Source organism: Nocardioides sp. (assembly GCF_036267815.1).
Lineage (GTDB): Bacteria > Actinomycetota > Actinomycetes > Propionibacteriales > Nocardioidaceae > Nocardioides.
Genome location: NZ_DATAVI010000006.1, coordinates 15,172 through 28,465, shown reverse-complemented (window position 1 = coordinate 28,465; position 13,294 = coordinate 15,172). Strand labels below are relative to the sequence as shown.

Below are 13,294 nucleotides of genomic sequence, written 5' to 3'. Positions count from 1 at the left end.
CCAGCACGGCGGCAGCGCCACCCAGGTGCTGGTCATGATCGACTACGACACCCTGTGCGGCAGCCTCGCCGACTCAGGCGCCCACGGCGTGGCACAGACCTCCACCGGCGACTCGATCACCGCCGGCCAAGCCCGCCGCCTAGCCTGCACCGCCGCCATCACCCCGGTCGTACTGGGCGGCAAGAGCGAGATCCTCGACGTGGGCCGCGCCAGCCGCCTGTTCAAGGGCGCGCTCCGCACCGCCCTGGACCTCCGCGACCGGAACTGCCGAACCGAGGGCTGCGACATCCCCGCCGCCTGGTGCGAAGCACACCACAAGACCCCCTGGTCCCAGGGCGGACCCACCAGCCTCGACAACGGCGTCCTCCTCTGCCCCTACCACCACCACCGAGCCCACGACCCGGCCTACGACCACTCAAGCCTCCCCAACGGAGACATCCGCTACCACCGACGACCGTGAGCTCCTAGAGTTGGTCTCCGTGGCCACGAGCACCGTCATGATCCTGACTGGCCCGCCAGGGGCGGGTAAGACGACGGTGTCGGAGTCGTTGGCTGCGGCTTCCGATCGCTCCGTTCTTCTGGAGCTGGACTGGGATGGGTGGTCGCCGTGAGATCCGTGTGGGCCACGGCCGGTTGCCTAGGCTGACCGCGTGCGAGCCGTCTTGGTCACCGCGGTCGGCGCGGCACCGGAGCTGGCCCAGGTCGCCGACCCCGCATGGCCCCCGGACGGGGTGGTCGTCGCGGTGGAGGCGACCGGATCGGGCTGGCCGACGCCGGGCCCCGGCTCGCAGCACTCGGACAGCCCGGTCCCGGCGCCGGCGCGATGACCGTCATCCGCCCTGACCTCGGGTGACCCGGGCGCAGGCGATGCAGGTGCGCGCTGTCGGCCGGGCCTCGAGACGGTCCTGCGCGATGGCCCGGCCGCAGGTCTCGCACAGGCCGTAGGTCGCCGCCCGCACGCGGGCGAGTGCCGCGTCGACCTCCTCCAGGTGCTGCGTCGCCTGTCGGGTCAGGGCAGCGATCTGCGACCGCTCGAAGGCGATCGTCGCCCCTTCGGGGTCGTGCTCGTCGTCGGCGTTGGTGTCACGCGACGCGGACACGACCGAGTCGAGGTCCCGGGTGAGGTCGCGCAGGCGCTGCTGCGCGAGCAGACGCTCCTCCGCGAGCCGCACGCCCCACCCGGCCGACGGACCCACGCTCGTCGGCCGGCTACCTGGCAGCGTCGTCGTCGGGACCGGGGCCGAGCGCCGGCGGGTCGGTGCGATCACCGGCCCCGCCCTGCTGGCCGACGTCGTGGTGGGCGGCGAGGCCCTGCATCACCGTCTGGAGGATCGTGGAGCCCTGAGCGGCGAGCTGGGCGACCGCGTCGTTGAGGCCGTCGGTGCCGTTGAGGATGGTCAGGTTCGCGTTGGCCAAACCGTCGGCGGCGGCCTGCATCATCTGCGGGAGCTGGGCGATGATCGCCTGGTCGAGCGCGATCCGGCCCTCGGCCGCGGAGGCCTGGGCGGACAGCTTCGTCCGGTCCGCGTCGGCCTGGGCCAGCAGGCGAATCCGCTCCGCCTCGGCCTGGGCCGGCTTGACGACCTCGGCGACCAGCTCGGCCTCGCGCAGCTCGGCGTTCTTCGCGGCCACCTTCGCCTGCTCCTCCAGCACCGCCTGCTGCGCCTTCGCCTCGGCCAGCGGACCGGACTGCTGTGCGGTCGCCTGCGCCTGGTCGATCTCCGACTGGTACTCGGCCTGCTTCACAGCCGTCGCCCGCGCGAACTCGGACTGCTTCTGCGCCGACGCCTGCTGAGCCTCGGCGGCCGCCTGGTCGGCCTGTGCCTGCGCGATCTTGGCGGCCTGCTGGATCGCCGCCTGGTGGGGCGCGGCCAGGGAGTTGATGTAGCCGCTGCCCCGGTCGTCGATGGACTGGATCTGGAGGGAGTCGACGACCAGGCCCAGGTTGGCCATCTCGAGCTTGGAGGCCTCGAGGACCTGCTCGGCCAGCTTCTGGCGCTCGCGGATGATGTCCTCGACGGTCATCGACCCGACGATCGAGCGCAGGTGCCCGGCGAAGATCTGCCCGGTGAGCACGCTCATGCGGTCCTGGTCGGCCAGGAAGCGCTGGGCGGCGGCCGCGATGCTGGCCTGGTCCGAGCCGACCTTGAACGCGATCACTCCCTTGACCGCGAGACCGATGCCCTGCTGGGTGACGCAGGCCTCCTCGATCACCGACTCCATCAGCGACAGCGTGAGGTAGGTGACGCGGCGCATCACCGGGACGACGAACGCGCCGTGCCCGGTGACGATCCGGAACGGCAGGCCGGCCTCACCGCGGCTCTTGCCGCCGGAGATCAGCATGGCCTGGTCGGGGGCGGGAACGTGCCATCCGAACATGTGAGCACCTTCTTCGTTGTCGGGCGGCGCGCGCCGCTGGGGGCGAGCTAGGTGGTCAGGGCGATGACGTCGACCTGCCGGGGTCCGCGGATGGCGATGACCAGCACCGACGCGCCGAGGTCGAGCGGCTCGTCGGCGAAGGCGATGAACCTCTCGGAGACTCCCTGACTCGTCGCGACGATCTCGCCGGGTCGGTCGCCCCCGCGCACGCGGACGACGACCTCGCCCACCTGCCCGACCAGTGACGCATCAGCCACGACGCTGGGCTCCTTCCCGGCCGCCACCCGGGGCACCCGTCTCACGACGAGACCCGTACTCGAAACCTACCCAGCGCCGCACGTTCTCGCTCGGCCGGCTCCGGCTGAACCGGCGACGGGTCACTGGCAGACCGCGTGCGCGGCCCTGCCCCACCTCGGGCATCTCCCGTCTCCAGCTCTGCGACCCTGCCAACCACAACCATCCCGGGATCAACGTCCTCAAGCTCAAGGGCACGGCCGCGCTCGCGAGCGCCGGCGCCGAGCGCTACGACCCGGCGAAGTGGATCCACGACAGCCTGCACCCCAACGTCCGGGGTCACCCCGCGATGGCGCAGGTGCTTCGGGCGTGGGACTCCGCGCATCCTGATCTGCTGGGCAACCCCGACACCCAGGTCCGACGGGTCACCTCGGTCCCGGCGCCGAAGGACACCCCGCGACGCCGAGCCGAAGGGCGCGCACACCTGGGCCCTCGACCAGGTCCGCGACACCTGGCCCTGGATGCTCCTCGTCATGGTCGGCGCCGCGGGACTCTGGGTCGCGGTCGTCGCCGGGTACGTGCTAGTCAGACGTGACTGACGCAGCATCCCCCGCGTGACTGACGTCAGGGAGTCAGCCGGATCGCCAGCTGCGGTGACGCCGAGAAGGCACTGAACCAGCCGTCGGGACCCTCGACCACATCGCTGAACCGCGAGCTCCACGCTTCCATGGACTTCACGTAGTTGGTCACGATGTAGGGGCGGTCGTCGGCGACCATGCGCTGCATCCGGTAGACGGTGGCCAGCCGGTCCTTCACGTTCGTCTGGGTCAGCTGCTGGTGGTACAGCTGGTCGTAGGTCGCCTTGCAGTAGCCCGAGTCGCTGTTGTCGTACCACTGCGAGCACGTCATGGCGTCGAGGATGTACGTCGGGTCCACCAGGGTGTCCCAGCCCCACATGCCGAGGTCGAAGGTGCGGTAGTGGTCGTGGGTCAGGGCGTCGTTCAGGGTGTCGTCGTCGGTCTGCTCCGGGGTGAGCCTGATCCCGATCTTGGCGTAGTCGGCCGCCAGGATCTGGCCGGTCCGCAGCCCCTCGCCGCCGTTGTCCTCCGAGATCAGCATCGTGTACGCCATCTGGTGTCCGTCGGCGACCCGGATCCCGTCCGAGCCTCGCGCGTAGCCGGCCTGGTCGAGCAGCGCGTTGGCCTTGGCGATGTCGAAGGGCAGCGGCTTGACCGACGGGTCGTACCACTTTCCTGAGGCGGGCGGGACGATCGAGCTGCCGGGCGTGGCGTACCCCAGGTAGGCGATCTTGATGATGCTCGCCCGGTCCGTGGCGTACTCCAGCGCCTCGCGCACCGCGGGGTTCAGCAGCTCGCGATGGCCGACCTTCTTCGGGTTGGTGTTGATGATGATGTCGCTGTAGCTGAGCGACGGCCGGCCGATGATGTCCAGGTGGGCGTCCCGCAGCGGGCGGATGTCGGTGGGCGGGATGCTGGGTGTGCCGGTCGTCCCGTCGATCTCGCCGGCCCGCATGGCGGCGACCAGGGCGTCGTCGCTGGAGAAGAGCTCGACCCCGAAGCCGGCGACGTGCGGTGCGGTCCCGTAGTAGTGCGGGTTCCGCTGGAAGAGCGCCGCCTCCTGGTAGGAGTACTTCACGAACGTGAACGGCCCACCGGACACGACCGGATGGCCGGACGACGGGGTGTTGGTCTGCCCGCGCAGCGCCTTGCCGTTGCCCGCGGCGTACGACGCCCACACGTGCTCCGGCAGGACCGGCAGCTGCTGGAGGTCGGCCAGCACCCCGGCGGTGGCCTTGGTGTAGGTCACGGTGAGAGTGGTCGGGTCGACCGCCTTCGCCGAGACCGCGCCTGCCACCGCTCCGGCCCACAGGGAGGCCGCCCCGTGCTTGAGCCGGATCACCGTGTTGATGGTCCACGCGACGTCAGACGCGGTGAGCGGCTTCCCGTCGGACCACGCGGCGTCCGGGTGGGTGTGGAAGGTCCAGGTGCGCCCGTCGGCGGACGTCGACCAGCTCGAGGCGAAGTCCGGCTCGAACTCCATCGTCCTCAGGTCGTACTGCACGAGCCGCGGGTAGATGTCGCTCTCGAGCTCGAGCACCAGGGTGTCGTCACTGGTCCACGGGTTGAAGGAGTGGACGATCTCGGTCGAGCCGACCCGGACGAACCCGCCCTGGTCGGCGAACTGGTCACGGGAGTTGGCGCTGCACGAGGCCGCGACCATGGCCAGGACGACCAGGCAGGCGAGGCGGCACCAGGAACGGACGCTCACGACACCGTCACCTCCGAGCCCTGCGCCAGGGGCAGCACGCAGGACACCTCGTGCCCGGGCCCGACCGTGACGGCCTCGGGGTCGTGCTCGCGACAGCTGGGCAGCGCGACGGCACAACGCGGGTGGAAGCGACACCCCGACGGGACCCGGGCGTCGGCGCCCATCCCCTCGGCGGCGAAGGGCAGCGGTCTCGGCGTGCGCCCGAGCGTGGGCGCGGCCGCCATCAGGGCCTGGGTGTAGGGATGCTGCGGGTTGCTCAGCACCTCGCGGGCGGGCCCGGTCTCGACGATGCGCCCGAGGTACATCACCGCGATCCGGTCGGCGTAGTGCGCGGCCGTCGACAGGTCGTGGGTGATCATCACCACGGCCACCGAGCGACTGCGGCGAAGCCCGTCGAGGACGTCGAGCACGTCGGCCCGGATCGACACGTCCAGCATCGACACCGGCTCGTCGGCGACGACCACCGACGGGTCCATCACCAGCGCGGCCGCGATCGCCACCCGCTGGCGCTGGCCTCCGGAGAGCTCGTGGGGGTACCTGCCGAGGAAGAGCTCCGGCGGCGTCAGCCCCACCTGGCGCAGCGCCTGGTCGGCGACCTCCGCGCGCCTCGCGCGCCCGCCGACGCCGCTGACGCGCATGGGCTCGTCGAGGATCGCGCGCACCCGCATCCGCGGGTCGAGCGACTCGTAGGGGTCCTGGTAGACCAGCTGCACCTGCTGCCGGGCCTGCTGGCGCTCGCGGCGCGTCATCGTGCGCCGGTCGTGGCCGGCGACCGCGACCTCGCCCGCGCGGGGCTCGACGTTGCCGACGATCGTGTGGGCCATGGTGGTCTTGCCGGAGCCGGACTCCCCCACGACCGCGAGCATCTCGCCCGGGAGCACGCGCAGCGACACGTCGTCGACCGCCCTGACCTCGGGGCGGGGCCGGCCGCGCAGCAGATCGGTCCAGGAGCGGCGGCCGGGGAAGGCGACCTCGATGTCGGCCAGCTCCAGCACCGGCGCGGGGGTCTGCGACCCGCCCGACAGGCCGCCGTCGGCGAGTGCGCCGGCGGGCACGCCGAGGTGCGCGACGGGCGCGGGTGGGGGCAGGCTCTCGGCGCCGTGGTGGCAGGCCGAGGAGTGGGTCGCCGTCAGGTCGAGCAGCTCGGGCCGCTCGTCCTGACAGCGGTCGAAGGCGACGTCACAGCGGGGCGCGAACGGGCACCCCACGATCGGTCGGTCGAGCCGCGGCGGGGCACCGGGGATCGAGGCGACGGGCCGGTCGTCGGCCGGATCGGGCACCGAGGCGAACAGCCGCCGGGTGTAGGGATGCGCCGGCGCCGTCCCGATCTCCTCGACCGGACCGGACTCGACGACCCGGCCGGCGTACATCACGGCCATCCGGGTGCAGCTGCTCGCGGCGGCCGCGAGGTCGTGGGTGACCAGCACCAGGGCCAGCGACAGCTCGTCGGTGAGCTTGGCCAGCAGCTCCAGGATGCCGGCCTGGACGACGACGTCGAGCGCCGTCGTCGGCTCGTCGGCCAGCAGCACCTTGGGCTCGCAGGCCAGGGCCATCGCGATCGCGGCGCGCTGGCGCATGCCGCCGGACAGCTCGTGCGGATAGGAGTGCTCCACCGCGCGCGGCAGCCCGACGAGGCCGAGCAGGTCGCGCACCCGTGCCTGGCGTGCGGTCCCGGACGCGGTGCCGTGCACCCGCATCGGCTCCGCGATCTGCCAGCCCACCGTACGCACCGGGTTGAGGGCGTTCATCGCACCCTGGAACACCGTCGCCATCGACTTCCAGCGCCACGAGTCGGCACCCTGCTCACCGCCGACGAGCAGCTCACGACCGTCGAGCCGGACGCTGCCCGCCACCGAGGCCGTCGGAGGGAGCAGCCCCATCAGCCCCAGCACCGTGGTCGTCTTGCCCGACCCCGACTCCCCGACGAGCCCGAGCCGGTCGTGCGGCTCCAGGGTCAGGTCGACGCCCTGGACCGCGTGCAGCTCCCCGTCCGGCAGGTCGAAGAACACCTCCAGGCCCGACACCTCGAGCAGTGCCATCAGATCGCCCCCTTGCCGCGTCCGACCAGCGTGCGCAGCCGCCAGCTGCGGATGGAGAAGTGCGACACCTTGAGCCGCGGGTTGAGCGCGTCCTCCAGCGCCTGGCCCAGCAGGTAGCAGGCGACGATCACCGCCGCGATGCACAGACCCGCCGGGACGACGGCCCACCACGCGCCGTACGCCGCGGCGGTGCGGTCGTTGGCGTGCTCGAGGATGATCCCCCAGCTCACGCCGTTCGGGTCGCCCAGGCCGAGGAAGTCCAGCGAGGTCTCGTCGAAGATCGCGGTGGCGACGCTGAGCACGGTGTTGGCGATCAGCAGCGGCGCGATCTGCGGCAGCACGTGCCGCCAGATGACCGCCAGGTGGCCGACCCCGATCGTGCGGGCCCGGCGGACGTAGACCCGGCTGCGCACGCTCTGCACCTCCGCACGCACGATCCGAGCCGTCGAGGTCCACAGCAGCAGGCCGATCACGAGGATCACGTGCGTCAGGCTCGGCCCCCACAGCGTGGCCACGACGATCATCAGGACCAGGTCGGGCACGACCAGGAAGTAGTCGGTGATCCGCATCAGGACCATGTCGACCCAGCCGCCGAAGTAGCCGGAGAGGAGGCCGACCGTGCCCCCGACCCCGATCGCGACGGCCGTGGCGGCCGCACCCACGATCAGCGAGACCCGGCCGCCGATCAGCACGAGGCTGAGGACGTCGATGCCGCCGTCGTCGGTGCCGAGCCAGTGGTGCGCCGAGGGCGGCGCGTAGACCTGCCCGCTGGCGATGTCGGTGGAGTACGGCGCCAGCAGGGGCGCGGCGAGCGACACCAGGACGATGACCACGAGCACGGCCAGACCCACCGCCGCGGCAGGGCGGGCGCGCAGCACCGACGCCGTACGCCGCAGCGGGCGCGCGAGGCCCCCGAGCCTCAGGCTCTTGCCGACCGGGGCCGCGGCGCTCATTCGCTCACCCGCGGGTCGAGCTTGAAGTACAGGAGGTCGGCGATGAAGTTGAAGACGATGATCGAGACCGTGACGACCAGGAACCCGCCCTGGAGCATCGGGTAGTCGCGCTCCTGCACCGCGCGGTAGAGCGCCGAGCCGATGCCCGGCCACGAGAAGACCACCTCCATCAAGATGGCGCCGGCGACGATCGTGCCCAGCGACAGCGTGACGAGGGTCGTGATCGGCAGCATCGCGTTGCGCAGCGCGTGCGAGCGCATCATCCGGCCCCTCCCGATGCCCTTGGCCCGCGCGGTGAGCATGTAGTCCTCGCCGAGGGTCTCGAGCAGCGCCGACCTGACGATCAGCGTGTTCCCGCCGTACAGCGTGAGGACCAGGGTCAGACAGGGCAGCGCCATGTGGATCAGGTGGTCCTCGAGGTTCGGCCAGAAGGGCTGGTGCCCGATCAGGAACGGGTCGGAGGTCCCCGCGGTCGGGAGGTACTTCGACAGCGCGATGACCAGGATCAGGGCGATCCACTGCGTGGGCAGGGAGTAGAGGACGATCGCGGCGTTGGTGCTGACCTGGTCCAGCTTGGTGCCGCGGCGCCAGGCCGACAGGACTCCGGTCGCGACGCCGAGAACCAGCGAGAGCACGGTCGCGAGGGTGACGACGGGGAGCGTGTTGGCCAGTGCCGACCTGAGGTTGGACGCCACCGGCTGCTGGTTCGCGAAGGAGACGCCGAGGTTGCCGTGGGCCAGCTCGCGCAGGTAGTCGACGTACTGGGTCCAGGGCGACTCGTCGAGCCCGAACTCCTGGGTGAGGTGCTCGCGGAAGGCCGGCGTCGACTGCGGGACCCGCGCCAGGTTGGTGACGACCGACCCCGGCAGGATCCGGAACATGAAGAAGTTCAGCGTGATGACGACGTAGATCGTGATCACCATGAACGCCGTGCGCTTGAGCAGGTAGCCGCTACGGATCAACGAGCATCACCCTCTTCCGCTTCTGCCCTCTCGACCTCGGCCAGGGCGGCGTCGACGATGGACGCCGCCTGGTCGATGACCTCCAGTGGCGTGACCAGCGACGGCTGGACGTTGATCGAGGTGGTGCTGGAGTCGGCGAGCAGCCCGCGGCGGAACATCGCCGCCGACACCGCCTCCTGGCGCTCCGGATCGCGCTCGCGGGTCGTCCGGTCACGCACCAGCTCCAGTGCCGTCAGCGCCCCTACCGAGCGCACGTCGCCCAGCGCCTGATGGTGCTCGGCCAGCGCGCCGAACACCTCGCGGGACCGCTCCTCGATCGCGCGCACGTGCTCGAGGACGCCGGGTCGGTGCAGCTCGTCGAGCATCGCCAGCGCGGCGGCACAGCTGCCGGGTAGCCAGGCCCAGGTGCTGCCGGTGGCCACGTCGTCGAAGGCCCCCAGCACACGCTCGCTGCCGAGGACGGCCCCGATCGGGGCGACTCCTCCGCCGAGTCCCTTGCCCAGGCACACCAGGTCGGGTCGCACGCCGAGCCGCTCGACCGCCAAGAACGTGCCGGTGCGGCCGCAGCCGGTCTTGACCTCGTCGGCGCACAGCAGCCAGTCGTGCTCGCGGCACAGGTCCTGGAGCGCGGGGAAGAAGGTCGGCGGCGGCTCGATGACCCCGCCCGAGCCCAGCACCGGCTCGATCACGACGCCGGCGACGTCCGCAGGGTCGATCGCGTGGAAGAGCAGGTGGTCGCGGAGGTAGTCGACGGTCGCGTCGCCGGTGCCGCCGGGGCGGGGCTCGCCGAAGGGACTGCGGTAGGGGTTGGGGTAGGGCACGTGCACGAAGCCGGGTACGACGGCCCGCACGCCGCGGCTCAGCTCGGCCACCTCGGCGCCCAGCGAGACCGTCATCGACGACTCTCCGTGGTAGGAGCCCATGAACGCCAGGATCAGCGGGCGGCCGGTCGCCCGGCGCATCAGCCGGATCGCGATCTCGACAGCCTCCGTGCCGTTGAGGGCGATGTCGACGCGCGAGCAGCCCTCCGGTCCGAGGTCGACGAGGCGCTCGGCGAGCGGCGCGACGAGCTCGCTGGTGATCGCGTGGGCGTCCTCGTTGCCGTAGCGGGAGATGGCGCCCAGCGCTGCCTCGAGGATCCGCGGGTGTGCCGCACCCAGCGGCACCGACGCCGAGGCGCTGGCCATGTCGAGGAAGAGGTTGCCGTCCAGGTCCTCCACGACGAAGCCGGTCTTGCGCGCCATCACCAGCGGGGCGAGATGGTCTCCGGTGCCGCGGTAGAGGACGGCCGACTCCCGCGCGCGCTGGGCCACGGTCCTGGGCCCCGGCAGCTCGGTGACCAGGTCCGGTACCGGACGCCCGTCCAGCTCGAACGGCGTCCTGCCCGCGGCGGTCGTGTCGGCGGAGGTCATGTCGTCGCCCCCCGTCCGGGCAGCCGTCGCCGCCCGCGACGCCGGTCCGCGATCACCGCGGCCGCGCAGTTGCGGCCGTTGGCACCGGTCACGCCGCCACCCGGGTGCGTACCGGCGCCACAGAGGTAGAGCCCGGCCAGCGGCGTCCGGTAGTCGGAGTAGTGCAGGGCGGGGCGGAACAGGAAGAGCTGGTCGAGGGTCATCTCGCCGTGCAGCGCGTGGCCCCCCGTCATTCCCAGGACCCGCTCGAGGTCGAGGGGCGAGAGCACCTGACGATGGGTGATGGCACCCGGCAGGTTCGGCATCAGCTCGCCCAGCTCGCCGATCACCCGGTCGGCGACCTGCTCCTTCACGTCGTCCCAGGTGCCCTCCGCCAGCCGGTAGGGCTGGGAGTTCACGTCGATGGTGCCGATGTGCTGGCCCTCGGGGGCGAGCGAGGCGTCGTGCACCGTCGGGAAGCAGATCTCGACGTGGGTGCCGACACCGGCGAGGCCGCGGCGGGCCTGTGCCTGTTGGAGATCCAGCGTCTCCAGCGGCGGCCCGATCTCCAGGATCCCGCGGTGGTAGGGCTGCACCTGGCTGGAGTGGTCACTCGTGACCCGAGGCAGCTCGGCCAGCGCGACGTTGATCTTCATGCTGGATCCGTCGCTGCGGAAGTTGCGGATCTCTCCGAGGAAGTCCGACGGCAGCGCCGCCGAGCGGCACAGGGACAGGAAGGTGCGCTTGGGGTCGGCGTTCGACACGACGGTCTCGGCGAGGATCTCCTCGCCACCGTCGAGGACGACCCCGACCGCCCGGTCGCCCTGCACCAGCACCGAGTCGACCTGGGCGTCGGTGCGCACGGTCGCGCCCGCCTCGCGTGCCGCGTCGGCCATGGCCGCGGTGACCCGGCCCATGCCGCCGTTGACGAAGCCCCACTGGCGGATCCCGCCGTCGGGGTCGCCCGAGGCGTGGTCGTGGAGGAGCACGTAGCCGGTGCCGGGGGTGAACGGGCCCACCAGGCTGTCGTTGATCGCGTGCCAGCCGAGCGCCGCCCGCACGAGGTCGTCCTCGAAGCGCTCGACGAGGAAGTCGCCGGCCGACGACACGAGCAGCTTGAGCGTCTGGGCCAGCTGCCGGCGCTGGGACAGCGCCGTGCGCCCGATCCGGCTCGCCGTCGCCCAGTCGCGCACCCGGCGCATCGACGGGTCGGGCGCGGGCATGTCCATGGTCGGCAGCAGCACCTGGGCGAGGCGGCCGAGCTCGGCCTCGAACTCACCGAGCGCGTCGGCGTCGTGCGGCGAGAAGCGCTTGACCGCGTCGCGGTCGGCCGCCGGGTCGTCCCCGAGGAGCAGGCCGGTGCCGTCGGGCAGGAGGTTCAGCGTCGGCCCCGCGGGGCTGACGGTGATGCCCCGGCGCTCGAGGTCGAGGTCGCGCCAGACCTGGGGCCGGAGCATGGCGAGCACGTAGGCGCCCGTCGACGCGTGGTAGCCCGGCGCGAACTCCTCGGTGACACAGGCGCCGCCGACGAACGGGCGCCGCTCGAGCACCAGCGGCCGGAGCCCCGCGCGGGCGAGGTAGAACGCCGCGACGAGGCCGTTGTGGCCACCGCCGACGATCACCACGTCGTGCCGGGCGGTCACGACGCCGCTCCGAGCACGACGACCATCAGGTCGGAGACGTTGGTGCCGGTGGGGCCGAGGACGACCAGGTCGCCGAGCTGCTCCAGAGCGGTGCCCGAGTCGTGCGCGGCCAGTGAGGTGGCGAGGTCGAGCCCCAGCCGGGCCGCCGCGCGCGCCGTACCGCTGTCCACGCAGCCGCCCGCCGCGCGCGTGCCGCCGTCGAGGCCGTCGCTGTCCACGAACACCCCCGCGACCGGCCCGCCTCCCGCGACCCTGCGCGCGAAGCCGAGGGCCACCTCCTGGTTGGGACCTCCCCAGCCGATGCGCCTGCCGTCGTCCCGCCGGATCGACACCGTGGCCTCCCCTCCTGCGGCGATGAGCACCGAGCCCGGCGCGAACGGCGCCCCGTGCGCGACGGACTCGCGCGCGAGGGCGCCGATGACCGCCCCGAGCGAGACTGCCTCACCTTCCAGGCTCGAGCCAAGGGGCACCGGCGTCCGGCCCCGTGCCCGGACGCGGTCGGCCATCGCCACCAGGACGTCGGCCCCGGTGACGAGCAGCTGGCTGGTGATGTCGCGGCCGATGAGGCGCGGCGAGAGCGCGGCCGGTGACACCAGGTGTGCCCGAACCTCCGGCGCCACCTGGTCCCAGAGCTCGTGCCTGGTCAGCACGGCGCGTGCGTCCTGCGGGGTGCTGGTGTCTTGGACCACCGCGTCGCAGAGCAGGTCGAGGGCGTCGCCGACCACGTCGGAGACCGTGAGGTTGACCAGGGTCGTGCCCGGCATCGCAGCCGCGAGGCGTCCGCCCTTGATGGCCGAGATGTGCTTGCGGACGGCGTTGATCTCCTCGATCGTGGCGCCGCTGTCCAGCAGGAGCGCGTGCACCTCCTGCTTGGCCGCGAAGGAGACGCCCTCGGGCGGGACCGACACCAGCGCCGAGGACCCGCCGGTGAACGCCGTGACCACGAGGTCCGACGGGCCGCACTCCGAGGCGAGCTCGATCAGCCGCCGCCCGGCGGCCAGGCTGGGCGCGCCCGGCAGCGGATGGTCGGCGTCGACCGCCTCGATCCGGCGCAGCGTGCCCGGGTCGCCGGGACGTCGCACCACCAGTCCGCGGTCGAGCCGGTCGCCGAGCAGCTCCTCGAGCGCCATCGCGATCGGCATCGTCGCCTTGCCGGCGCCGAGCACGACGACCGAGTCGAAGGCGGCGAGGTCGAAGGTCCGGCTGCCGACCTGGAGCAGGTCACCCTCGCGCGAGATCAGGCGCCGCACGGCCGCCGCGGGGTCGGCGGCCCGCAGCCCCGCACCGACGACGTCCAGGGCGAGGCCTCGCAGCTCGGCGAGCCCGTGGTCGCGGGGATCACCCGCCGCCACCTCGCGGGGCGGCGTCGTCGGATCGGCCTGCTCGGCCGGGGCGCTGGACACG

The 13,294-nt window shown here is 72.4% G+C and carries 12 protein-coding genes; 2 read left to right on the top strand and 10 right to left on the bottom strand.

All coding sequences use genetic code 11. The features are described from left to right. Together VHW64_RS00885 and VHW64_RS00880 are read left to right on the top strand one after the other, a co-directional pair. Positions 1-460 (top strand): HNH endonuclease signature motif containing protein (locus VHW64_RS00885; protein ID WP_329648610.1); only part of this gene is annotated, 460 nt, incomplete at its 5' end. Between the two features lie 190 nt (positions 461-650). Beyond that, positions 651-827, top strand: a complete 177-nt coding sequence (locus VHW64_RS00880; protein WP_329648609.1) for a hypothetical protein — start codon at positions 651-653, stop codon at positions 825-827. A 3-nt stretch (positions 828-830) separates the two neighbouring features. Here VHW64_RS00880 and VHW64_RS00875 read toward each other — a convergent pair whose 3' ends face one another. The 10 genes from VHW64_RS00875 to VHW64_RS00830 all read right to left on the bottom strand — a co-directional run bounded on the left by VHW64_RS00875 (position 831) and on the right by VHW64_RS00830 (position 13,293). Further along, entirely contained in the window at positions 831-1,196 is a 366-nt protein-coding gene (locus tag VHW64_RS00875; RefSeq protein ID WP_329648608.1) for a TraR/DksA family transcriptional regulator, read from the bottom strand. Positions 1,197-1,209: 13 nt separating this feature from the next. After that, positions 1,210-2,379, bottom strand: coding sequence for an SPFH domain-containing protein (locus VHW64_RS00870; RefSeq protein WP_329648607.1), 1,170 nt, complete (start codon positions 2,377-2,379; stop codon positions 1,210-1,212). A 47-nt stretch (positions 2,380-2,426) separates the two neighbouring features. Next, positions 2,427-2,681, bottom strand: a complete 255-nt coding sequence (locus VHW64_RS00865) for a hypothetical protein (protein WP_329648606.1) — start codon at positions 2,679-2,681, stop codon at positions 2,427-2,429. A gap of 556 nt (positions 2,682-3,237) precedes the next feature. Next, positions 3,238-4,902 carry an ABC transporter substrate-binding protein gene (locus VHW64_RS00860; protein ID WP_329648605.1) on the bottom strand — a complete coding sequence of 555 codons (1,665 nt, stop codon included), beginning with the start codon at positions 4,900-4,902 and terminating at the stop codon, positions 3,238-3,240. Beyond that, positions 4,899-6,941 carry an ABC transporter ATP-binding protein gene (locus VHW64_RS00855; protein WP_329648604.1) on the bottom strand — a complete coding sequence of 681 codons (2,043 nt, stop codon included), beginning with the start codon at positions 6,939-6,941 and terminating at the stop codon, positions 4,899-4,901. Before VHW64_RS00855 ends, VHW64_RS00860 begins: the two co-directional genes overlap by 4 nt. Beyond that, a complete protein-coding gene (locus tag VHW64_RS00850; RefSeq protein ID WP_329648603.1) occupies positions 6,941-7,894 on the bottom strand; it encodes an ABC transporter permease in 954 nt (317 codons plus the stop codon). Before VHW64_RS00850 ends, VHW64_RS00855 begins: the two co-directional genes overlap by 1 nt. Further along, complete coding sequence (locus VHW64_RS00845; protein ID WP_329648602.1) at positions 7,891-8,856, bottom strand: ABC transporter permease; 966 nt, start codon at positions 8,854-8,856, stop codon at positions 7,891-7,893. The genes VHW64_RS00850 and VHW64_RS00845 overlap by 4 nt, the downstream gene beginning before the upstream one ends. After that, on the bottom strand, positions 8,853-10,268 hold the full coding sequence (locus VHW64_RS00840; protein ID WP_329648601.1) for an aspartate aminotransferase family protein: 1,416 nt from the start codon (positions 10,266-10,268) through the stop codon (positions 8,853-8,855). Before VHW64_RS00840 ends, VHW64_RS00845 begins: the two co-directional genes overlap by 4 nt. Beyond that, positions 10,265-11,890, bottom strand: coding sequence for an NAD(P)/FAD-dependent oxidoreductase (locus VHW64_RS00835; RefSeq protein ID WP_329648600.1), 1,626 nt, complete (start codon positions 11,888-11,890; stop codon positions 10,265-10,267). Before VHW64_RS00835 ends, VHW64_RS00840 begins: the two co-directional genes overlap by 4 nt. Continuing rightward, complete coding sequence (locus tag VHW64_RS00830; protein ID WP_329648599.1) at positions 11,887-13,293, bottom strand: glycerate kinase type-2 family protein; 1,407 nt, start codon at positions 13,291-13,293, stop codon at positions 11,887-11,889. Before VHW64_RS00830 ends, VHW64_RS00835 begins: the two co-directional genes overlap by 4 nt. Position 13,294: the final 1 nt, after the last annotated feature.